Source organism: Paenibacillus sp. NPDC057967 (assembly GCF_042887015.1).
In the GTDB taxonomy this organism is placed as follows: Bacteria; Bacillota; Bacilli; order Paenibacillales; family Paenibacillaceae; genus Pristimantibacillus.
In genome coordinates this window covers 291,605-314,430 of sequence record NZ_JBHVQB010000003.1, presented here as the reverse complement: position 1 = coordinate 314,430, position 22,826 = coordinate 291,605, and the positions used below count along the sequence as shown (strand labels likewise).

The window sequence follows — 22,826 nt, the reverse complement described above, 5'->3', positions numbered from 1 at the left end:
GTATCCAGCATTGATGATCATACGTATATGATCGATGACATTCCAACTAGTCAAGGACTCACTTACAACTTTCACGAAATGGAACTATGTTGCGATAACGCCAAGCCTCACAATAAGTATCTGCATTATTTGGATTTTCATAACTACGAGATAAATAATAAAGTACTGAGTCGAATCGAAGAGCATCTGTTTCGATTTATTAATAGTTATGAAGATAAATTATCATTCTAAAATTATTTAAGTGAACTACTCAAGAGGTATACTCTTCCTCGGACGAAAACTCATTTTTCTGCGAAGAGAATATCGTCGATGGGAAGCTACATCATATGATTCTATCGATAGGGTTGATATTTATCCCAATGATAAGGGAACTGGCGGTATAGCGACTGTTAATGTTCGCGGAGAAGGAAGATAAATGCGCTTATTTTGTGAGGAGAAAGGAACGCCTTTTGGGTACTCTTTGTGGAATATCTCAATATTTAATTAACTCATCGGGGGGATATTATGTCTTTAATTCGCGTTCAAGAGTTGACCAAAGTTTTTCGCCGGCCTATTAGAAGAGATGGCGCCAAAGGGGCCATTAAGGATTTGTTTAATCGCCAGTATGAGGAGAAAGTGGCTGTAGATCATCTATCGTTTGAAATTGATCGAGGCGAAATTGTTGGTTATTTAGGACCGAATGGTGCTGGTAAATCGACATCCATAAAAATGTTGGTAGGTATTTTAGTTCCAACTAGTGGTAAAGTGGATGTCGGCGGTATCGAGCCTTATAAAAAACGGCTTGAAAATGCAATGAGGATGGGTGTTGTGTTTGGTCAGAGGACACAGCTCTGGTGGGACATTCCAGTCTCTGAGACATTAAATATGATGAAGTATATGTACCGAATTCCGGACCATGATTTCAAAAAAAATATGGAACTCTTCACTGATATACTTGGCATTCAAGAATATTTCCATGTTGCGGTAAGACAATTGAGTCTAGGTCAACGAATGAGAGCAGATCTTTGTGCCGCCTTATTGCATAATCCGGAAATTCTATACCTTGACGAGCCAACGATAGGCCTTGATGTTGTAGTGAAAAAGAAAATAAGGGAATTCTTGCTGGAAGTTAATAAATTAAGATCTACTACTGTCGTACTGACTACTCACGATATGGCAGATGTTGAAAAATTGTGTTCCAGGGTTATGATTGTCAATCACGGCAAACTTATGTATGACGGAGGACTAGAACGATTACGCGTTGAACATGGAACTGGCGAAAGTCTAACGATAACATTAGAACATCCGCTGGAAGAGAGTATAGAGAGTTTATATCATCTTGGTATTCAGCATTGCGAACAGAAATCGGAAAATCAATATTTGATTCAGTATGACAAACGGAAGGTAAGTTCAGCTACTCTTATTGCGCACTTCATGAACAATGGAACTATTATTGATTTTGATGTGAAGTATTGCGAAATCGAAGAGGTTATCCAAAGTATTTATGGAGATAAGGGGAACAAACAAGAATATTCCATTGTATAGGGGATGTCTACATTGCTTTATTGGAAGATTATGATGAACGCGATTCAGAGTAATACTACATACCGCTTTAATACGTTTGTCACTACCTTGTATAAAATACTTCACATCCTTGTTCATGTATCAGTCTGGACAGCCTTATATTCAAGCAACAAAATTGTAACGGGCGAAGCGATGGCTACGCTTGAAGATATGGTTACCTATGTTGTTATAAGCACAGTAATCTCTATCTTTGTTGAAAACGGGAATATATGGAGTTTGTCCTCTCGTGTAGATTCCGGTGAAATATCAATGCTTCTCATAAAACCAATCAATTTTTTTCGACAATTGCTCTTTCATACGCTGGGGGATAAAGTATTCGCCTTCTTATTTGAAATTTTGCCTGTCATGTTGATTGGTTTATTTATTTTCAATATAGGCACACCCAATTTGATGTATCTAGGACTGTTTTTGATTTCTGTCTTCATTTCATTTTTCATCTTTTTTTTAATAACTTTTTTAATAGGCCTTTTAAGCTTCTGGTACGTAAAGATCTTCCATTTGAGTTTTATTCTGAACAATACGATGAAATTTTTCTCTGGTTCGTGGATTCCGCTTTGGTTATTTCCCGATAGTCTATTAACAGTTGCAAAATTTTTGCCGTTCGAGCTGATTTACTATAGTCCAATTAGAATCTACCTGGAACAAGTGAGCACGATGGACATATACGGTATTTTTGCTAAGGGAATTGTTTGGTGCATGATATTAGGAGTTTTGAATTACGCAGTTTGGAAGATCGGATTTAAACAACTTGTAATTCAAGGTGGGTAGAGATCAATGAGACATTGGTTAAGGATGTATCAGAAATTCATCAAAGTTTATATGAAGCAACAATTAGAGTACAGATTCTCCTTTTTCGGTGATTTATTCGTTAATATGTTAACATTTGTAACACTATATCTCGGATTTTGGATCATCTTTAACAAATTCGATTTGCTTAATGGTTGGACTTATTACGATGTGATGTTTTTATACAATATCAATTTAGTATCCTATGCGATTAGTTCTTTTTTTCTATGGAATCCGATGAAACAACTAGAGAACTTAGTTAGAAATGGAGATTTTGATAACTATTTAACTCGGCCGCTATCACCATTGCGATTGTTAATAATGAGACAGGTGGGGCACACCTTTATCGCTCATATCGCCGTTTCTATCGTTATTTTTGCGATTTGCTTTGTCAAACTGGATATTAATTGGACTTTCACCAACATTGTGTTTTTTATTAGCATAATTCTGGGTGCTACATGTATTCATGCAGCCATCATTATTGCTGCCGCTTCAAGCGCGTTTTGGGTTGTAAGGTCTGGAACCATTGTTGATATTTCGATTTATGCGATTAGAGATTATATCAATTATCCAATTAGTATTTATGCAAGATGGCTGCAAATTCTTTTAACCTTTATAATTCCTTATGGTTTTGTTAATTACTATCCATCGACAGTCTTGTTGAATAAAGAAGTCCACAGTTCACTCAACATCATTCAATATGGAACTCCTGTTGTAGGAATCGTATTGCTCTTCGGTGCTTGTCTGTTGTTCTATTCCGGTATTCGTCAATATGAAAGTACGGGATCATAAAAAATAAACGATAAAGGGAGAGGAGCCACTTGAATCAGCTAATTGACTACCGTATTTCCTACAGCGATCAAGTTAGATGAACAATTATTACCGATGTTCCCATTCCAGACCAAACAGAACCTTATGTTTGTTTAACGTTGATGGACCAAATATTGAACACACGCCTCAAATCCTCGATATTTTACAATAATATAACGTTCATGCTACTTTCTTCATACTGGGCGAATTTGCAAATCATTTCCCGGAACTCGCTTGCAGAATTATTAAGGAAGGACATGAAATTGCAAATCACACATATTCACATCCTGAGCTGATGAAGATCTCTCAATTGGAGATTTAGTGAAAATTATTGCGTAGGGAAAAGGAAATCGCATCAGTGTCAACCAACTGTAAATGCAAGTTATTTGGCCGACTTAAGGCGTCTTTTTTCAGTGACTGTTCAAAAATTAGGATATCGATTTGTATTGTGGTCGAGAACCTTTATATCCAAGATTGGGAACTCCCTGGCGTTAAATTTATGGTTAGTTTGATCGCTCGCTGAGCGTTTAAAAAACGGTTCCATCATCTTAATTCACGACGGCGGAGGGAATAGAGAGCAAACGGTAGAAACAATTAAAACAATAATACCTGAAATTCTAAATAGAGCTTTAAATAGTAACAGTAAGGGAATTGCTCGCATTATCTTCAGGTTTGAAAATAAAAAACCATTTAGCTGGTAGTAGGATGGGGTTTGTGTGATCAATAATAAACTGAACATTTTGAATCATGTTGGAGATACACCATATATTCAACTTTTTTCGGACCACTTCTCTAATATTGAACTATTTGTAAAGTTTGAATTTCTTAACCCTACAGGTAGTGTCAAGGATAGAGCTGCTAACTACATTATTCGAAAATTGCTGCAAAATGGCGAGATCAATCGGAGTACTCTAATCATGGAGTCATCATCAGGGAATTTCGGAGTCTCGCTGGCAAATTATTGCAAAAAATATCATTTGAACTTTTATTGTGTAATTGACGAGCTTATCTCTCCAATCAATGAAATGCTCATACGGGCCGCCAGTCAAAACGTATATAAAGTTATGGAAAGAGATGAAAATGGCGGTTTTCTTTTAAATCGTCTCAAAAAAATTCGTGAACTACAGGAACAATTTCCAAACAGTTACTGGATTAATCAGTATCAAAATCCATATAACTCCGAAGCATATTATGAGACATTGGGAAAAGAAATTGTGAACCAGATGCCTGAACTAGATTATTTATTCGTTGGTGTAAGTTCAGGAGGAACAATTACCGGGTTATCTCAAAGAATAAAAAATGATTTGCCTCATTGCAAGATTATTGCTGTAGATGTAGAAGGATCAGTTGTATTTGGCGGCAGCGCAAAAAAGAGATTCATACCTGGAATTGGATCTAGCTTAGTGCCTCCAATACTAGAAAACGCACGAATTGACGATATTGTCATCGTAAATGAAGTTTCTTCGATAAATAATTGCCACGAATTACTGCATTCACATGGAATATTTGTAGGCGGATCATCTGGCTCAGTTGTATCAGCTGTAAAAACCTTTTTTAAAGGAAAGAAGTTCAACAAACCACCGAAAGTAATGGGAATCTTCTGTGACCGGGGTGACCGTTACGCAACTACGATATTTAATCGTAGCTGGATTGAAGCAACTTACTACTCTTATAGTCAGAGGACTGGTGAAGACTAAATGAGATATATCTCAGAATCTGATATAAAACGAATAAGTATTAAATGGCATGAATTGGTCGAGAGTATCGAAAAAGCTTTGACATGTTTAAATAACAATGATTTTTCTCAACCGGTTAAGCCTTATCTTCGATATGGAAATTCAAATAATCGAATCATAGCGATGCCGGCATTTGTAGGAGGGGAGATACAATCTGCGGGAATTAAGTGGATTGCAAGTTTTCCGAATAATCTGGACAAAGGGCTTCGAAGGGCCAATAGCATCACGATATTGAATGATCCACATAATGGTATTCCGATTGCCGTTTTGAACACTCCTTTACTAAGCATATACCGAACCGTAGCCGTTTCGGGAGTAGTGTTGAAGAGTTATTTCCACCATTCGCTTAAATCGGGCAGCTCTGTATTGATTATTGGTTTGGGACCTATCGGGGAACATCATTACTTCTACCTTAAGGACACGTACGCAGACAAAATCAATAAAATCTTTGTTTATGATATTTCTACCACACGAATGAACCAATTTCTAGATCAATATAGTAGCGATGATAGGCTGTCAGGCTGTACAGACTGGCAATCAGTATTTGAGATATCTGATATCGTAATCACTTGTACAGTCGTATCCGAACCATTTATTGATATACAACCCAAAAGAAATTCTTTACATTTGAACGTTTCGTTGCGAGATTACGATGTGCATACACAACAATATTTCGACCGTATCATCGTAGACAATTGGGAAGAAGTGTGTAGAGAAGGAACTTATATTGAACGTTTGAATAAAAACTCCACCTTGCAAAAAAACGACGTCAACCTGTTATCCGATATTGTTCTATCCAATGAACAGTCCCAATTGTCGTCAGATGAAACGATTATTTTTTGTCCCATGGGCTTGGCTATATTTGATATTGCTATCTCTCAATATTATTTAGAAAGAGCTAAAATTGAGAACATTGGCCATATTTTTGAATAACGGAGGATTTCGAATTGAGCATTCCTGAACTAACGAAAAAGGTTGATTTTGTAAGTGATGATCAATTGCTATTTATTTTTATAGCCATAGCGATAAAGTATTGCGAGAAACCATACATTCACTTAACTCATAGATCATCTGAGCAGGTTGAATCTAAATGTTACTTATTCAAAAGAGAAGCATTTCTGGATTATAGCATGATTGAGTTTGCAAGCGGACATTGGAATGAATTGGTAATAGAGGAAGGCAGCTATATTGAAGATACGTTCAATATTACGTTCTCGAATTGCGAATCATACAATCCTCATGAACATCAAAGCAATCATCTTGCTGCGTTGTTAGATAAAAATAATAATGAGCTCACGCTCATTATCAATGAAAAACACTTCATTCCTGACGTCTTGGCCGGCATTGACAGTACTCTGCAATATTTGCTTCAACAGATGAAACATAATCCTAATCTTTCTTTTTCGCAAGGTTGTGGTTTAACTCCTGAAGAATGGAATATAATCGAGGGCCGTTTTAATGATACCGATAGAGATTGGGGCGAACAAATTAATAAAACATATTCGGAATTACTTGATAATCAAGTAATAAATTCACCCGATCGAGTGGCCATTCAATATAAAGACCTACACATAACTTTCAAAGATTTGAACGATAAAGCAGAGCACATGGCATCGTCGCTTTCGAAACATGGTGCAACCTATCAATCCCGAATTCCTGTACTAACACATCGATCGATTGATTTAATCACGGTTATATTTGCAATTTGGAAGTTAGGGGCTATCTATATTCCCCTTGATCCCAACTATCCGACAGAACGAATACAAACGATCCTTTCCGACTGTCAGCCGGATCTAATCATCGTAACGGAACCCGCTTCATCAGTTGCCATTTGGAAGACAGTGACCATGGACTCTCTTAAATCAAGTGCAATATCTGCTTCCGGATCATACTCACCTTCATTCAAAACACCTGAATCTTTAGCCTATATCATTTACACATCAGGTACGACTGGCAAGCCCAAGGGAGTTATGATTGAACATCGTGGTATGATCAACCATCTGCTTTGCAAGATTGAAGACCTTCACATTACTGAAGATAGTATTGTCGCACAAACAGCGTCTCAATGTTTTGATATTTCAATTTGGCAAATGTTCTCATCGTTGCTTGTAGGTGGGAGGATTGTTATCTATGACAACGATACTCTGTTGAATCCGAATCAATTCCTTTCCTCTATGGTAGAAGATCGGATTGATATCGTAGAATTTGTCCCCTCTTACCTAAATACACTATTGAAGTGGATCGAGAGAAAACCAAGGACGTTGAGCAGCTTGCGATATCTGATTGTCACTGGGGAAATATTGAAGTTCAATCTAGTCGATCGTTGGTTTAATAACTATCCTCACATTCCGATTGTAAATGCCTATGGTCCAACGGAAGCTTCCGACGATATCACTCACGCTTTCATTTATTCTAATGATGTCACTCATATCCCAATTGGAAGGCCAATCCAGAACATGCGAATCTACATCATAAATCAAGATTATAAATTGTGTCCTATTGGTGTAAAAGGCGAAATTATCGTGACTGGAATTGGTGTAGGCAAAGGATATTGGCAGGATGAGTATAAGACGAATAAAGCATTTGTCACGCTCACTATCCCAAACACCGGGAAAGAAGAGCAAAGATTTTATCGAACTGGCGATATTGGCTGTTGGACTGACAGTGGAGAAATTTTATATTTCGGCAGAATAGATGATCAAATCAAGATAAAAGGCTATCGAATTGAATTACTAGAAATTGATCACGCTTTAGGCAAATGTCATGGGGTAGAAGAGGCCGTAACGATAACTGAAGAAAACAAAAATGGGGATATGAGACTCGTTTCCTTTATAGTTTCAAAAACCAAGGATGCGTCTTCGCACATACGACATGAATTAATGAACTATTTGCCTGCATATATGGTCCCGGAACATATTCGGGTAGTGATGGAACTTCCATTAACACCAAACGGAAAGATTGATAGATCAAAGCTAAAGGAGTTCATTTATTTCTAGGAGGTGAACGTTGTGGATATAGAAATCGTTGCGGTGCTTCAAAAGCATATCATCCTTCCACCAATATCCGAGACTGATATGTTACATGCCAATTTAAGCGATTATGGACTAGATTCACTCAAAACCATTAATTTGATTTTAGATATAGAGGAACACTTCGATATCGAAATACCGGACGATATGCTGTCATTTGATAATATATCAACGATATATAAAATCAAACAATTAATATCTCAACTCGAGTAAGGTCATAAAAAGGTGGGGATTGGTGAAGGAATTATGAATGTTAATATTCAAGAAGAAGTAATGGATGTATGGAGAAATACCGCAGTTGAAGTTGCAAAAGAAATAGCTGTTCATTCCAGGGAAGTAGATGAATTAGGGGTATTCCCGACAGCCTCGATTAATCTTTTGCGGACAACCGGACTAATGGGAATTGCCGTACCCGCTGAGTATGGGGGACCCGGAATTCCTATCCATTCGATAGCAAACATTTGTAAAATCATTTCCGGGGCTTGTTTGTCCACAGGAATGATTTTTTCGATGCACTTGCAGCAAGTGATGATTATTGCTTCGTTTGCCCATGAAAATCTAAAAAAACGACTGATGCCAAAAATTGCAAGTGGCGAAGTCTATGTCGTTTCTGTCACTTCCGATTATCGTGAACCCAAAGGACGACGTTCAACCGCATCTTTTCTTGAGGAGACTAAAAAGAACTATGTATTGGAACGTCATGCGCCGACAGTAACGGGTGCAGGTTATGGGGATGTATTCTTAATTAGCATGAAGGAAAAGGAATTGAATCCTCAGCTTTCTTTTGTAATCGCAGAACGAGAACAAATATCTGTTGATCTTAATACTGCTTCATGGAAGTCGCTTGGAATGAGAGGGACCCAGAGTTGTGAAATTTCCTTGGTAGGTTCTGTCCCGAAAGATCAAGTCATTACATCTGCGATGTATGATCAAGTCTGCAATGAAGTCATGAACCCAGTCGGCCATATATTGTGGGCATCTAGTTGGCTTGGTGCAGTTGCAAGTGAATTCCGTGCTTTTATGAGAATAATAAGAAGTAAAACATACAGGAATAATTATAATCTTGACTCTGATTTATTCTCTCATGAGATTGGCAAAATCAGATTGAAACTCGATATTGTCGAAACGTATTTGCATGACTTTATATCCTATTACTCTGCGAATAAAGAAGGAAATGCTATCTTTTCGAATACTTATAAAATAAAAGTAAATAACTTAAAAATTATTTCATCGGAAATGCTGAATGAAGTCATGGATGCATTGGTTCAATTAGGCGGTGTAAAGCTGGGATATCTTAAAAATGATGTTACGTCCATCGAAAGAGTCTATCGAGATATTCGTTCATCTCGAATCATGCTGAGCAACGAAAAGTTAAAAATGATTAATGGAAAATTAACAATTTTAGAGCGTTAGTACATGAAGGCTATGTATGTCAGTATCAACTAGGGATTTGCTGGCACGAAATCCAGGGTCGGTTTCAGTAATTGAGATTTCTTCAAACTGCACCTGCAAATCAAGCACCTCTATGGCATAACTGAGCATGCTGTAACCAACAAGATTTGAATTGCTTTGATTGAATTTTGCTTGCTTATGCTGATGAAGCTGGAAACGAAGGTGCAACACAGCCTACTCGCTGGTTAACAAAGCTTTTATGGCAACCGCATGGCCAGTGGTTTAAACAACTCAAGAAAAAGCAGTCGCTCTTCTAAAGGAAGGCGGCGAATTCGCAACCATCGCTGAACAAATTTACGCAAATCAACCAAATGAAAGGACTAACTTTGAAGGCGGTCTGACCTTTTTTATTGCACCTTGAAAATTGTTTTCAAAAAACTGGTTCACTATAAGTGATGAGGTTTTATGCAACGCTAGTGATTAAAAAGCAACTAAAATGAAACCCTAACCCCTTTGTATCAATGGATTATCATCTACAATAAATTTTCGGGGGATGAGCTGCTCAAATTAAAGACATTGATAATTAACTGGTATAAAATAACTTTATATATAAATTATGATTATGGACAGGTGGGAGCAAATTGATGGAATTTTCGGTTGTTGTAATTCCCGACACGCAAGCCTTATCGGCAAAGTTTCCTGCAATATTCAACAAGATGACTGATTGGATTGTTGAAAATGCTGAGGAAATAAATCTAAAAATGATTCTGCATTTGGGTGATGTCGTGGATCATGGGGCTGTAGAGCAACAATTTCTGAACGCATGTAACTCTTGGGAAAAGATAGATAAAATGGACATCCCTTATCTGATAGTCCCCGGAAACCATGATTATGATAATATGGTTCTTAATGACAGAAGTTTGTCGATGTTCAATCGCTATTTTGGGGTCCACCGATATCGCAACAAACCGTGGTTTAACGAAGCTTACGAAGCAGGAAAAGCCGAAAACAGTTATGTCAAGATTAACGTGGAAGGCCAGAATTATTTATTTATCGGTCTGGAATTCGGTCCCAGAGACGAAGTCCTTGAATGGGCAGACAAAATACTGGAAGCTAACCCGGATCATAAAACTATAATCATCACTCATTGCTACATGTTTATGGACGGAGAAAGAAACAAACCTGGAAGCTTACATAATCCCAAAATGTATGCAGGAGCTTTTGGTGCAAATGACGGGGAAGATATGTGGCATAAGTCATTCAAACGGCATGCGAACTTGATGGGTGTTTTCTCTGGACATCAAATCTATGAGGACGTTAGTTACCGAACGGATAGGGGAGAGAAGGGCAACACTATTCTCCAGTCTTTTCAGAATTGGCAGTGTACCCCACGAGGAGGGGAAGGCCGCATTCGAATCCTGAAATTTCAACCAGGTGTGAACAAGATCGGTCTTCATGTATTCAATACTTATACCGAAACCTACGAAAAACAACCAGGTTATGAATTTATCGTTTCTTTAGAGCCCGACACCAATCCAATAAAATTCCCAAATGAAGGTTAATATTAGGAATCAAATTTATAAGTTTGATTATTATTATAAAACTACATCATGATACGCTCAGATATTGAACTGCGTACACAGCCAGATACGATGTGCCCGGCATCTATAATGGATTTGTATCACCCACAACGAAATGAATCGCTTACTTCTAGCATATTATAATTTCTAAACTGTTATGGATGAAATGAGCTGATCTTCTAAATCCTTTTTTAGCTGCAAGTAAGCAATTTCGTTTGAATCGAATTCTAATGGAGTTCGAAAGAAAGGAAATGGGCTATCTCCAGTATTTTGTATTTTGATATCAAAACCACGCCAGTTTGTGGAACAAAAGCAACAACTAAACGGAATCGGAAGGCTTTATAACGGAAGAGACGTTCTACTGAATGCGTCACGAAAGCGTAATCATTCATTGACAAATATGGTATTTTTGGTATAATGATATAGATATAATTATAATTAATAAAATATACTTAGAATACATTATATTGTATAAAATAGGCTAAAGAGAAAAAAGATGTTCTCTGGAGCTGCACATAATTATTTTATTCTGGTTGTTGTGGCAGGGCTCTTTGAAGCCTTGTAACGCACAAAAATATCCATTGTTTGGTTCTGTAAATGAGCACACTTGCCCGATACGCCGAAGGGCTAAAGCGTACTAATCATCTTACGTCTAGGATTCCATCATTATGGTACTTTGGTGACGCGATATAAACAGCGATAGAATTCAGTGAAAATATTGATATAGAGGTTGCTGCAATTTCTTTCAGATAAAAATGGGGGGGGATAGAGATATGATAACATTTGACCATATAGACAATGGGAATGCTTTTGATTTTGGCAGAATTTCTGAGGATTATACCAAATACCGCGACATTTATCCGGATGTGTTTTATCAAAAAATTCATGACCTAGGGTTGTGCAGAAAAGGTCAGCAGGTACTTGATTTGGGAACCGGTACTGGCGTATTGCCTCGTCAACTTGTTAAGTACGGCGCTAAATTTATTGGCGCAGATATTTCTGAGAATCAAATAGCGCTGGCGCGAAAGTTGTCTGAAGGAATGAATATAGAGTACATCGTTTCGCCCGCTGAAGAAGTAGACTTTCATGACGGTACCTTTGATACTGTATTGGCTTGTATGTGTTTCACCTATTTTGACAAAGCGATTTTGCTTCCTCGTCTTTACCGGATGATTAAGGACGATGGACACCTTGCTATCATGTCGCTAATACACCTTCCTGGAGAAAGTTCTATTGCAAAAGGAAGTGAAGAACTTGTACTAAAATATAATCAATCGTGGAATGGAGCTGGATATACCCGTCCCTCTTTTGACAGCAACGGAATACCAACATCATATAAAGTGGATACTTCATTGGGGTTTGAAGTGGCTACATCGTTTGCATTCGATGTTTCCTTGCTGTTCACACGGGAAACTTGGCATGGACGAATAAAAGCAACCAGGGCAATTGGCGCATCATCACTAACACAGGAACAAATAGCATTATTTGAAAGAGAACATTGGGGGTTTATGGAAAAACAGCCGGAATCGTTTGAAATATTACATTCGGCGACCTTTTGTGTTTTAAAAAAGAATACGGAGATAACGAAACCAAAGTCAGAGCCGAAAGTGTGAAAGAAAAAAATAAGTTCTAGTTTCTATAAGAATGCGATATGCAGATAAGCCCAGAAAAGATGCCTGAAGCAAAGCAAGGTTTTCGAATGTTGTTACTGTCTCGGTCGAAGTAAGAGAATGAGTATGTCGCCGAGGCGTAAGCGGTGCAATTAGGTTTGTTATTTGAGACAAGGATGTGTAAGCATGCCGCTACCGATGGTTCATTTAAGTGTTGCGAGAAATATAGTTGAAAAGGGATTCAAAGTGGTGGACTTATCTCAATTCTACCTTGGTTCTATTTCTCCCGATGCTATACATATGCGGTCTAGTTCTGACAAATTTGCGAAAAGAAAAACCCACTTAAATCCAATAGATCAAAGACGGCTAAATGTTAATGAGATTGATTACGTCAAATCCCTATCTGGTTTCATTAAAGAAAATCAAAGCAAAACAGATGTGGATTTCTTATGGGGATATTGTTTTCATCTTTTAACCGATGTTTACTGGATAAAACGCATTTATCATAAATTTGCTGAGAATTATAAAAACGATCCATCACCTGTACTGGACATGGATGGGGCGTATTACAACGATACTGAAATCCTGGATCAAATGATATTTAAAGAGAGTAGTTGGAAGGTTGGTGTATGGCAGCACCTGCAAGCCGCAAAAACTTCAGACTTTTTGGATTTATTGACCGCACAAGAAATTAATTTGTGGAAGGAACGAACGCTTAAATGGTTTGTTGGCGGTGAAAGCAAACTTAACAACCCGATAAGATATTTTACTAAAGTAGATATTGAAGATTTTATTTTGGCATGCTCTGAGTCAATAAGAAATGATATAAGCTCTATCATATGCACACAACGTTAATAATATTGATCCTCTAGCTCACAACAGCCGCGAAACGCCTGTGATAGCATTAGGGGGTATCGTTCGAACTGGTTTATGTAAGCGTCACCCTTTAGATAAGCGAAAGTCGGAGATTTCAATTGATTCAGCTATTTTACCATTATGTGGACGTTGTAATTCCTTTTCTTCTAGACAAGATCGATGCGCGAGGTATTCTGCTCCCCTTTTCGCAAGCGCAGAAGCAAAATTATTAAGGAGAATAATGGACAATGACTAATAACCTAAAAATTCAAAAAAAATTCGAAAGTTTATTCGAAAATAAAATTGTACTCTACGGTGCGGGAGTGACGGGGGTAGAGACGTATAAAATATTAACTAATTATTTTAAAAACGTAGATGTTACCTATTTCTGTGATACTTACAAAACAGGGCATATGAGTGGTTTGCCGATCATATCGCCGGAAGAATTAGAAAAAATGTCCGCTTGTGAATCACTTATCGTAATTGTTACAGCATTATCAACCATTCATAAAGAAATAGCGGATAAATTGCAATGTTTAGATATTGCAGCCGACCGTATATATACGCTTTCAGAATTTGATAACCTTATAATGCAAAATTTAAATGATTCCCGGATCGACGAATGGTATCGAACTATAAAGCGCTACAAAGGGACTTTACCGAATGATGAAAAACGCAATATATATTTAAATTGGTGGTGCCCCGAACACTATTGTGAAAGTGATATTTTAGTATACCAACCCGGTAAAGTCGGATCTTCAACTATTTGCAACAGCCTGTCTACAATAGGTGTTAATGTTACTCATGTTCATATGTTTACGGATTATTTTATATATGATCTAATACCCGAGCTGGTATGGGAACCGGAACCTATGGAATTAGAAACAATTCGCAAAAGTTCACGGTATTGTAGCGATAAAATAAAACAAGCAAATCACTTAAAAATAATTACCTTGGTAAGGGAGCCTTTAAGCAGAGATTATTCGCAATTTTTATTGCATTTGAGTGAGCTTGTTAAACATGGATATCTGTCGTCTGATGATTCTTTATTGGAAGCGTGCGCTGAAGGTATTAGAAAACGAGCTATACAGAATGGGAAATGTAAGTATGGATATCAATTCGAGTGGTTTAATAAAGAGTTGAAGGAGGTATTTGGAGTTGATGTGTATAACCATCCATTTGACAAGGAAAAAGGATATTCAATCATAAAACAGGATAATATCGAAGTATTGGTAGTGAAATTGGAGAAATTGAATGATTTAGAGCAGGTTGTCGGCGAATTTGCTAACGCGCCAAATTTTAAGTTATTCAATGTAAACATCGCGAGTGAAAAAGATTATAAAGAATTGTATAAAAGCATACGGGAGTCTGTAAAAATCCCTCGTGAAGTCGTTTCGCTATATTATAATGGCAATCGCTACATGGATCACTTTTACAGTGAAGAAGAAAAGAAATCTTTTCTATTGAAGTGGCAAAACAACATAGCAGACTAACGCCAAGTGGAGTTAACAGGTGGATGTAATGGAGAAATATGATAACCGCACAATTGGTGATTCGAAAAGGGGAATAGAGATGACCAGTGATATGAAATCAGTTTGCATTTCTCATAATGGGATAGATGTTACATTTTATTCAACTGATTACGAAGAAATTAATGCAATTATAAATTGCTTTGGTCACTTTTGGACTGTTAAAGACTCTTTAAATACAGTCGCAGGATGGTCTGTTGTGTCACATCAGGTTTCAACCATAGAAGATATCATAGATGTTAACAAATTAACGTTTACAACTGGATTATTTAAAAATGCATCAGTGATGAATATGGTAGTTAAAGAAAAGCATTATTTCCTCCATAATATACAGAATGTAGCCTGTTTAACCTGTATTGATTTAGAGAATAACACTACTCATTTTTATCATGAACATAAAATAAATGAATATAGTTATATACGAAATCTTGTAAGAGAACCGATAGCAGCGAAGTATCAAGAATCAGGATATATAACTATGCACGCTTCAGCATGTTCAATAGATGGTAAAGGCATACTAATGCCAGGATTTAAAGGTGCTGGAAAATCTACTTTATTGAGCCACCTACTAGAAGGTGGTGCAAGTTATATTGGGAACGACGCTGTATTGTGCAAAAATGAAAATGATTCAATTATCTTAACCGCCTATCCTCAATGTATTAGATTAAGTAAAGAGACTGTCCAGAATAACGGACCTTTGTCAGAGTATTTTAATAACGCAGAACATTATGATTTTATTAATAACAAAATAGAGTTTTTACCAAGCTTATTAGATAGCATTTTTACAATGCACCATTTGTCATTTGTTTCGAAGATGGAATTGATAATAATTCCATCAATTGATTTTTCTAAAACTGATTATTCTATAGAATTTAGCGATAATAATGAGTATTTGTCGTTATTACAAAAATCAACATTTTATCAATACCATAGCTATGTCTGGTCTCCATTTTTCCATGAGTTAAATGATCCGTTAATTGATATATCTAGTTTTGCTAATGTATTTCACTCAATGCCTAGAATATGTATATTAAAATACGGCATTCTAGATGCTAAAAAGAAAAATGAATTGTTTTGTGATATATCAAACATTGTATTAAGAGAAAAAGTTTGAAATCAAAATTGGTTTTTGTCTTAAATAAATGGGATTAAATTATAAATGCAAGGGGAGTATTAGACTATGGACACAGAGGTGTACTCACTAAGTTTCATTGATTCCAAGCTTCAGTTCGAAATTGACAGTAGATGTTTGCCTTTGATGAATGAAGTATTCTACTTTTTCAGTAGTCATTTTACTATATTACAAGAAAAATCAAGAAATGTAGACATTAATATAACAGTCAGGCCTTATGAAGAGTTTAGTAGAGAAAACTATAAGACCCAAATGTTTAAGAATATCATTATTCGAAAAAACCTCTATGATTATTTTAACCTTTATGGAGAGAAAAGCCATACAGCAGATCAAAATACAGAAATTATTGATTCAACTCACTCTAGGACTGCGTTGGTATTGGATAAGGTGAAAAGAAGTGCTCAACTTTTTGTATCGGAGAAATCTTCCTACCAAGTGATTGATTTTATCAGAGACCTGTTGATTAGATTGGAAGAACGCCGAGGTTCTTTGGTTCTTCATGCTTCTGCAGTAACTAACGGAAAGAAGAATATCGCAATTGTTGGTAAAAAAGGGGCAGGTAAATCAACATTTTTATTAGAGTTTGTTGCGAGGCATGGTTTTAAATTTCTAACTGGAGATAAGTTAATTTTAAGAATTAAGGACAGTATTATCTACGCATATGGTTGGCCAGATTATCCAAGTATAGGATATGGAACAATCCTCAAACACCCCAAGTTATCTGAAAACTTAATTAAACTAGGATATGATATTGACCCAAACACGCCTGAGGCTAAAATACTATTTCCAGCTCATATACTTAAATCATCGTTGGGATACGAATATGCAAAAGGTCCCTTACCGCTTGATCTTATTTTATTGCCTAATGTTCTTGAAAAGGAATTACTTTCTATCGAAAGAATTGAGGCTACCGACTCAATAAGAGTAATAGAGCACATCGAGCCAAGTATCAAGTATAAGTATATCGATTGGCATAGTTTGGTCGAGCCTGTAGAGATGGAAGAGTTAAAGCCGCATATTCTTAACTTGTCACATGCCTTAGAACGATGTATTTTTATGGAGATTAAAGGTAAGGAATACTTAAGTAATGATAATGTTGCGGAGATTTTAGGATCGGATGATCTCGTTTTAAATTAAGGATTTCATTGCATCATTTCATTGGCATCCTCGGTTAGAACCTTACTCAATAGAGCCAGCCATTCCCGACGACGATTACGTGTTTGAACAATGACTATTATTTCGGCCATCGGGTCAGCAGATTGTCATTATGGTTTATTTTCGGACAAAACATCCGTTAGTAGGATTAAGTAAAATAGATATATTCCAAGGGTGAAAAACGATGATTGATATTTTAAAGCTTTTTGTGGCGTTAGCTGTGGGCTACTTTTTAGGCAGTCTTAATACAGCCATGATTGTAGGTAGAATATACGGCAAGGACATAAGAAGCCATGGGAGCAAAAGCGCCGGACTTACCAATACACTTAGGGTGCTTGGGAAATCTGCTGCAGTGTTTGTTCTAATGGGAGATATACTAAAAGGGGTATTTGCTTGTTATATAGGTTTATTACTTGGCGTTTATTTTTCTTCAGGAGATGCTAAAGATTGCGTAAGCCTTTTAGTGGCAGGCGCAGGAGCGGTTATAGGACATAACTGGCCAGTATATTTTCGGTTTAAAGGAGGTAAGGGAGCACTTACAGCAGTGGCTGTATTATTTATGGTCGATTGGATTATGGCCCTTGTATGCCTTGGCTTTTTTGTAATAATAGTAGGGTTGACCCGGTATGTTTCTTTAGGCACAATATGTGCAACATTACTTTTTGCGGTCATTTCCTTTGTTCCTATTTTTGGAAATACCTTATATTTTTATATATTTGCGTGTCTTATGGCGGTTATGGTTATTTTCAGGCATAAGGAAAATATTCATAGGCTAATTTTAGGAACAGAAAATAAACTTATTTTTTGATTTTTTGACGATGAGGAGTATGTTGTCAAAATATAAAAATTTGGAATTAGTCGCCTCATAAACGGGAGGACACATGAAAATAAATAAAGTCCATATTCTCTCTGATAAAGAACTTCGCAGCTTTCAGATGGTTCTTCTAGAAATGCTTCTGGAAATTGAGCGGGTATGCAAAAAAAACGGTATAAGCTATAGTCTTTTTTTTGGCACTATGCTTGGTGCTGCTCGTCATGGTGGTTTTATTCCTTGGGATGACGACTTGGATGTAGCGATGATGAGGCCTGAATATGAAAAATTCAAGGAAGCTTGTAAGAAGGATTTGGATCAAAGCAGATTCTTCTATCAAGACCATACAACAGACCCCCATTACCGCTGGGGATATGCCCGAATCCGTCGCAAGGACACAGAATTTGTGCGTTTGGGGCAAGAGCATATGAAAATGCGGACTGGGATATTTCTGGATATCTGGCCCATGGATAGCACTCCTGATATTGCTCCTTTGCGAGCCTTACATTGCTTCACTTGTTTTGTACTGCGTAAGCTCCTGTACGCAGAAGCTGGTCGTAAATCAAGCAGGACAACTGCTCTTAGGGCATGGTATGCTTTTTTGAATATAGTCCCTCACACTTGGGTTCTCCGAAGAATTGAAAAGCTTTCAATGAAGCGAAAGGAAACCAAATTGGTTCGCATACTCACCTTCCCTACGCCCAAAGGTCGAACTTTTGGATATTCGAGAAAATTATTTGAGAATTTGGAAGATATAGAGTTTGAAGGTTATTTATTTCCCGCAATCAAGGATTACGACAGTTATTTAAAGTTTAATTATGGCGACTATATGCAATTACCTCCGCCAGAAAAACGCACGGCTTGTCACCCCGCAGCAAAAATACAATTACCGCCGGACGCGAACACTGAATAAAAAGAAACGTTTAATTTGCACGTGCTTTATTCAAGTTGGATTTCTATAAAATGTATAAGTGGAGTGCCACGGGCTTCAATAAGAGGCTGGATATAAGTTAACCACCAGCAATAGTGCAGTGCTGATATTAAATTAAAAGGTGACTATAATGTTGAATTTCTCAACTAAAGCTAAAACTCTTTCATTACTTGAAAACCGTGTTACTAAGAGTCGAGTGTTTCCTCAACTATGTTTCACGGTTGCGGACTTACAAGCATCCCCAGATGCTGTTCGCACCAAAGTAGTAGAACGCTTCGACGTGCCGTTAATCGTGCGGTCTTCAACATTAACAGAAGATACTTCCCTGGAATCGCAAGCAGGAAAGTGTTTATCAATTCCAAATGTGCTGCCGGAAGACATACTTTTCGCAATGGAGATGGTTAAGGGCTCCTTTACGGATAATAACCCCTATAATGAAATTTTAATACAACCTATGCTAACCGAAATATCCATGAGCGGAGTTTTATTTACGATCGATCCTAACACTGGAGGAAATTATTTCGTAATAAACTACGATAAATCAGGTTCCACCGATTCCGTTACCTCCGGCGCGGGACAGGATTTGCAAACCTGTTATCTCTTTCATGGATGTAAAAGCGGTGATGTGTACCTAGACAGAATTGCTGACGCGACTTATGAATTGATGGAATTATTTGATAGTAATACAATCGACATTGAATTCGCGCTTACTATGTCCGATGAATTATATCTGCTGCAAGCGCGTCCTTTGGTAATGGTGAAGCCTTTGGCGGATTATAACGAGCAAAAAATGTCCCTGTCCCGGATTCAAATGTTTTTAGAACGTGAAATGAGCCCCAAACCATTTGTAAAGGGTAACCGCACAATCTATGGCGTTATGCCAGACTGGAACCCGGCGGAGATGATTGGTACGCGGCCAAAACCGCTTTCACTTTCACTATACCGCAGGATTATTACCGACAGGACATGGGCGTATCAGCGGAATAACTACGGATACAAAAATCTGCATAGCTTCCCGTTGATGATGGACTTTTGCGGGCTGCCCTATATTGATACTCGGGTAAGTTTTAATTCATTTATTCCCAAGGATATAGATGAAAGATTAACAGAAAAGCTTGTCGACTACTACTTGGACAAACTTGCAGTCCAACCTGACAAGCACGATAAGGTAGAGTTTGATATCATTTTTTCCTGTTACACATTTGATTTGCCTGAGCGTATAAAGATTCTTAGCGAGCATGGGTTTCAGGAAGATGAACAAGACAGGCTGATGAATTCACTAAAACAACTCACTAATAATATCATAAACGAATCAAACGGTCTGTGGATTGATGATATAGAACAAATAAAACAACTACAAGAACGTCATCAAATAATTATTAGTAGTGATTTAGATATAATTAGCAAAACATATTGGCTGCTTGAAGATTGCATTAGATATGGCACGCTTCCATTTGCTGGACTGGCAAGGGCTGGTTTTATCGCGGTGCAACTGTTGAAATCTTTAGTGTCTATTGACATCCTTTCAAACCAAGATTATGAGAATTATATGGGGCAACTCAATACTGTTGGTTCAGAGATGACAACCGATCAGGGTGATTTGTCAGAAGCAGCTTTTTTGAGAAAGTACGGGCATCTCCGGCCCGGCACATACGATATTACTTCGCAGCGTTATGACGCCGCTTCCAATCTATATTTTTCCAATAAAGCTAAGAGTCAATCTGAAGATATACAAGGTGGGAAGGCAAAGTTTACCTTAACATTGGAACAATATACCGCAATCCAAGAACTAATGGAAGAGCATGGTTTGGAAGGCGATGTGTTGGGTCTTTTTAAATTTATAAAATCTGGGATTGAAGGTCGGGAGAACTCAAAGTTTATTTTTACCAAAAACCTGTCCGATGCGCTTGAGATAATAGAGAGATTGGGTGCTGAGCACGGCTTTACCCGTGAGGAAATGGCCTTTATGGACGTTTCAGTTATTGACCGTCTGTATTCTAGTGCTGATGATGTTAAATTTTCATTGGAAAAATCAATCGCCGAAGGACGGAAGCAGTATGCTCAGACTCTGACATTCACCTTGCCGCCGGTTATCCTTAACCCAAGTGATATCTACTCTTTTCACTTGCCATCCGGTGAGCCAAATTTCATCACGATGAGCAATGTAGTTGGTGATGTATGCACAGATTACTCGCGTAATGAATCCATTGCGGATAAAATTATTATGATTCCTGCCGCTGATCCAGGTTTCGACTGGATTTTCTTGCATGCGATACGTGGTTTTATCACCGCATATGGCGGCGCAAATTCGCATATGGCTATACGAGCGGGTGAACTAGGTATCCCTGCAGTTATAGGGGTTGGTGAAAAGCTTTTTACACAGTGGAGAAAGTCTCAAACCCTACATATTGACTGCGCTAATAAAAAGGTGGGAATAATCCGTTGAAACGAATTTTAATAAGCCAGAGAGTGGATATAATAGACGATTATGGTGAACGCAGAGATGCGTTGGACCAACGGTGGGCATCATTTTTAAGAGAAACCGGAGCGCTTCCTTTCCCTTTGCCCAATGATTGTCAATCACTTCCGGAAATATTAAAAATGTTTCCGCCTGATGGGATTTTGCTAACCGGCGGAAACAACCCGGTCAAGTACGGTGGAAACGCCCCAGAGCGTGACGAAATTGATGCTTTTCTGCTTGATTATGCCGTGACGAATAAAACTCCCTTAATTGGTGTTTGTCGTGGGATGCAGTCGATAATACTCTATTTTGGAGGTAGTTTAAAAAAAACGGAAGGTCATATAGGCGTATGGCATTCGGTAAAAGGGCGGATAAACCGAATAGTCAACAGCTATCATAGCTTAACTACAGACATAGTCCCACCATGTTTGGAAGTGATTTCCTACTCAATGGATGGTATGGTTGAATCTGCCAAACATTCAACGTTACCCATCATGACGATTATGTGGCACCCCGAAAGGGAAGAGGCATTTAACAAAGAGGACATTGAACTGTTTCGTAATATTTGGAATAGAAAGGCTGAAATAATATGAGAGCGATAATTTTAGCAGCGGGGCGCGGCAACCGTATGAACGAAGGAACAGCGGAAATTCCAAAATGCATGATGCAATTATTCGGAATAACGATTTTAGAACATTGTATTAGGAGCTTGGAATCGGCAGGGTTTACCCGTGCGGATATAGGCATTGTCACTGGTTATAAAAAAGAAAAAATACGAATTGAAGGTGTGCGGTACTTTCACAACCCAAACTGGGAGAGTACCAACATGTTTGTCTCACTTACTATGGCAGAGGAATGGCTTCGAAGTGAACCTATCGTCGTATGTTATTCGGATATTTTATTTCATCCATCCGCTGTAAAAAAGCTAATTGAAACTGATGGTGACGTAGCCATAACCTATTACACAGGTTTTTGGGAGCTATGGAGCAAGCGATTCGCAAACCCATTTGACGATTTGGAAACGTTTAAGATGGTCGACGGAAAATTAATAGAAATCGGAGGGAGGGCCAACTCAAAGGAAGATATACAAGGGCAATACATGGGACTGCTGCGTTTCACACCTAGTGGCTGGGAAAACGTTGAAAATGCAATAAAAAATGATATGACAATACCTCTGGAGCGTTTGGATATGACAATGCTGTTACAGCATATGCTGACTTTGGGGTACGAAGTAGGCACTATCTCAACGGATGAATTATGGCTTGAATGTGATAATCAAAATGATATCCGGCTTTATGAAAAGGAATTTGGAGGATATCTCACGGATAACATAAATGACAAAGCTCCTGAATGATGCGGGTTTTGTTGTACTGACCTGAAACGAATATTAGAGTATTCGAATTAACAGAAAAGCTACATATGATTTTATGAAGGTGGTTTGTAACA

19 protein-coding genes and 1 pseudogene are annotated in these 22,826 nt (G+C 37.7%); all 20 read left to right on the top strand.

What is annotated here, in order from left to right; all coding sequences use genetic code 11:
• The first annotated feature begins 504 nt into the window (after positions 1 to 504).
• The 20 genes and pseudogenes from ACFVSO_RS08840 to ACFVSO_RS08745 all read left to right on the top strand — a co-directional run bounded on the left by ACFVSO_RS08840 (position 505) and on the right by ACFVSO_RS08745 (position 22,734).
• The gene (locus ACFVSO_RS08840) at positions 505 to 1,524 is read left to right on the top strand and encodes an ABC transporter ATP-binding protein (RefSeq protein WP_387472303.1); all 1,020 of its coding nucleotides are present in this window, start codon (positions 505 to 507) and stop codon (positions 1,522 to 1,524) included.
• 12 nt (positions 1,525 to 1,536) lie between these two features.
• Positions 1,537 to 2,331 (top strand): ABC transporter permease, encoded by a 795-nt coding sequence (locus ACFVSO_RS08835; protein WP_387472301.1) that lies wholly within the window; start codon positions 1,537 to 1,539, stop codon positions 2,329 to 2,331.
• A 6-nt stretch (positions 2,332 to 2,337) separates the two neighbouring features.
• On the top strand, positions 2,338 to 3,141 hold the full coding sequence (locus ACFVSO_RS08830) for an ABC transporter permease (protein WP_387472298.1): 804 nt from the start codon (positions 2,338 to 2,340) through the stop codon (positions 3,139 to 3,141).
• Positions 3,142 to 3,343: 202 nt separating this feature from the next.
• Positions 3,344 to 3,481: pseudogene (locus tag ACFVSO_RS08825) on the top strand (polysaccharide deacetylase family protein); the annotation flags it as partial.
• A gap of 394 nt (positions 3,482 to 3,875) precedes the next feature.
• Complete coding sequence (sbnA, locus tag ACFVSO_RS08820; protein ID WP_387472296.1) at positions 3,876 to 4,856, top strand: 2,3-diaminopropionate biosynthesis protein SbnA; 981 nt, start codon at positions 3,876 to 3,878, stop codon at positions 4,854 to 4,856.
• Positions 4,857 to 5,828, top strand: coding sequence for a 2,3-diaminopropionate biosynthesis protein SbnB (locus tag ACFVSO_RS08815; RefSeq protein ID WP_387472294.1), 972 nt, complete (start codon positions 4,857 to 4,859; stop codon positions 5,826 to 5,828).
• Positions 5,829 to 5,842: 14 nt separating this feature from the next.
• On the top strand, positions 5,843 to 7,891 hold the full coding sequence (locus ACFVSO_RS08810) for an amino acid adenylation domain-containing protein (protein ID WP_387472292.1): 2,049 nt from the start codon (positions 5,843 to 5,845) through the stop codon (positions 7,889 to 7,891).
• Between the two features lie 12 nt (positions 7,892 to 7,903).
• Entirely contained in the window at positions 7,904 to 8,137 is a 234-nt protein-coding gene (locus ACFVSO_RS08805; protein WP_387472290.1) for a phosphopantetheine-binding protein, read from the top strand.
• 33 nt (positions 8,138 to 8,170) lie between these two features.
• Positions 8,171 to 9,337 carry an acyl-CoA dehydrogenase family protein gene (locus ACFVSO_RS08800; RefSeq protein ID WP_387472288.1) on the top strand — a complete coding sequence of 389 codons (1,167 nt, stop codon included), beginning with the start codon at positions 8,171 to 8,173 and terminating at the stop codon, positions 9,335 to 9,337.
• 623 nt (positions 9,338 to 9,960) lie between these two features.
• Positions 9,961 to 10,878 (top strand): metallophosphoesterase, encoded by a 918-nt coding sequence (locus tag ACFVSO_RS08795; protein ID WP_387472286.1) that lies wholly within the window; start codon positions 9,961 to 9,963, stop codon positions 10,876 to 10,878.
• Positions 10,879 to 11,669: 791 nt separating this feature from the next.
• Entirely contained in the window at positions 11,670 to 12,509 is an 840-nt protein-coding gene (locus tag ACFVSO_RS08790; RefSeq protein WP_387472284.1) for a class I SAM-dependent methyltransferase, read from the top strand.
• Between the two features lie 183 nt (positions 12,510 to 12,692).
• Positions 12,693 to 13,361, top strand: coding sequence for a hypothetical protein (locus ACFVSO_RS08785; RefSeq protein WP_387472281.1), 669 nt, complete (start codon positions 12,693 to 12,695; stop codon positions 13,359 to 13,361).
• Between the two features lie 248 nt (positions 13,362 to 13,609).
• A complete protein-coding gene (locus tag ACFVSO_RS08780; protein ID WP_387472278.1) occupies positions 13,610 to 14,854 on the top strand; it encodes a putative capsular polysaccharide synthesis family protein in 1,245 nt (414 codons plus the stop codon).
• A gap of 28 nt (positions 14,855 to 14,882) precedes the next feature.
• Complete coding sequence (locus ACFVSO_RS08775) at positions 14,883 to 16,004, top strand: phosphoenolpyruvate carboxykinase (ATP) (protein WP_387472276.1); 1,122 nt, start codon at positions 14,883 to 14,885, stop codon at positions 16,002 to 16,004.
• 66 nt (positions 16,005 to 16,070) lie between these two features.
• Positions 16,071 to 17,159 (top strand): phosphoenolpyruvate carboxykinase (ATP), encoded by a 1,089-nt coding sequence (locus ACFVSO_RS08770; protein WP_387472274.1) that lies wholly within the window; start codon positions 16,071 to 16,073, stop codon positions 17,157 to 17,159.
• A 202-nt stretch (positions 17,160 to 17,361) separates the two neighbouring features.
• Positions 17,362 to 17,985: a glycerol-3-phosphate 1-O-acyltransferase PlsY gene (gene plsY / locus ACFVSO_RS08765; protein ID WP_387472271.1), complete on the top strand. Its 624-nt coding sequence runs from the start codon at positions 17,362 to 17,364 to the stop codon at positions 17,983 to 17,985.
• 73 nt (positions 17,986 to 18,058) lie between these two features.
• Positions 18,059 to 18,901 carry a LicD family protein gene (locus tag ACFVSO_RS08760; RefSeq protein WP_387472268.1) on the top strand — a complete coding sequence of 281 codons (843 nt, stop codon included), beginning with the start codon at positions 18,059 to 18,061 and terminating at the stop codon, positions 18,899 to 18,901.
• Positions 18,902 to 19,049: 148 nt separating this feature from the next.
• Positions 19,050 to 21,365: a PEP-utilizing enzyme gene (locus ACFVSO_RS08755; RefSeq protein WP_387472266.1), complete on the top strand. Its 2,316-nt coding sequence runs from the start codon at positions 19,050 to 19,052 to the stop codon at positions 21,363 to 21,365.
• Positions 21,362 to 21,973: a gamma-glutamyl-gamma-aminobutyrate hydrolase family protein gene (locus ACFVSO_RS08750; protein ID WP_387472264.1), complete on the top strand. Its 612-nt coding sequence runs from the start codon at positions 21,362 to 21,364 to the stop codon at positions 21,971 to 21,973. The genes ACFVSO_RS08755 and ACFVSO_RS08750 overlap by 4 nt, the downstream gene beginning before the upstream one ends.
• Positions 21,970 to 22,734: a phosphocholine cytidylyltransferase family protein gene (locus ACFVSO_RS08745; protein WP_387472262.1), complete on the top strand. Its 765-nt coding sequence runs from the start codon at positions 21,970 to 21,972 to the stop codon at positions 22,732 to 22,734. The genes ACFVSO_RS08750 and ACFVSO_RS08745 overlap by 4 nt, the downstream gene beginning before the upstream one ends.
• Positions 22,735 to 22,826 lie beyond the last annotated feature (92 nt).

What these genes read in the sequence shown, in the direction of transcription:
- ACFVSO_RS08840 (WP_387472303.1), top strand. Translation starts at nt 505, where the DNA reads ATGTCTTTAATTCGCGTTCAAGAGTTGACCAAAGTTTTTCGCCGGCCT.
- ACFVSO_RS08830 (WP_387472298.1), top strand. Translation starts at nt 2,338, where the DNA reads ATGAGACATTGGTTAAGGATGTATCAGAAATTCATCAAAGTTTATATG.
- ACFVSO_RS08815 (WP_387472294.1), top strand. Translation starts at nt 4,857, where the DNA reads ATGAGATATATCTCAGAATCTGATATAAAACGAATAAGTATTAAATGG.
- ACFVSO_RS08800 (WP_387472288.1), top strand. Translation starts at nt 8,171, where the DNA reads ATGAATGTTAATATTCAAGAAGAAGTAATGGATGTATGGAGAAATACC.
- ACFVSO_RS08795 (WP_387472286.1), top strand. Translation starts at nt 9,961, where the DNA reads ATGGAATTTTCGGTTGTTGTAATTCCCGACACGCAAGCCTTATCGGCA.
- ACFVSO_RS08790 (WP_387472284.1), top strand. Translation starts at nt 11,670, where the DNA reads ATGATAACATTTGACCATATAGACAATGGGAATGCTTTTGATTTTGGC.
- ACFVSO_RS08785 (WP_387472281.1), top strand. Translation starts at nt 12,693, where the DNA reads ATGCCGCTACCGATGGTTCATTTAAGTGTTGCGAGAAATATAGTTGAA.
- ACFVSO_RS08780 (WP_387472278.1), top strand. Translation starts at nt 13,610, where the DNA reads ATGACTAATAACCTAAAAATTCAAAAAAAATTCGAAAGTTTATTCGAA.
- ACFVSO_RS08775 (WP_387472276.1), top strand. Translation starts at nt 14,883, where the DNA reads ATGGAGAAATATGATAACCGCACAATTGGTGATTCGAAAAGGGGAATA.
- ACFVSO_RS08770 (WP_387472274.1), top strand. Translation starts at nt 16,071, where the DNA reads ATGGACACAGAGGTGTACTCACTAAGTTTCATTGATTCCAAGCTTCAG.
- plsY (WP_387472271.1), top strand. Translation starts at nt 17,362, where the DNA reads ATGATTGATATTTTAAAGCTTTTTGTGGCGTTAGCTGTGGGCTACTTT.
- ACFVSO_RS08760 (WP_387472268.1), top strand. Translation starts at nt 18,059, where the DNA reads ATGAAAATAAATAAAGTCCATATTCTCTCTGATAAAGAACTTCGCAGC.
- ACFVSO_RS08755 (WP_387472266.1), top strand. Translation starts at nt 19,050, where the DNA reads ATGTTGAATTTCTCAACTAAAGCTAAAACTCTTTCATTACTTGAAAAC.
- ACFVSO_RS08745 (WP_387472262.1), top strand. Translation starts at nt 21,970, where the DNA reads ATGAGAGCGATAATTTTAGCAGCGGGGCGCGGCAACCGTATGAACGAA.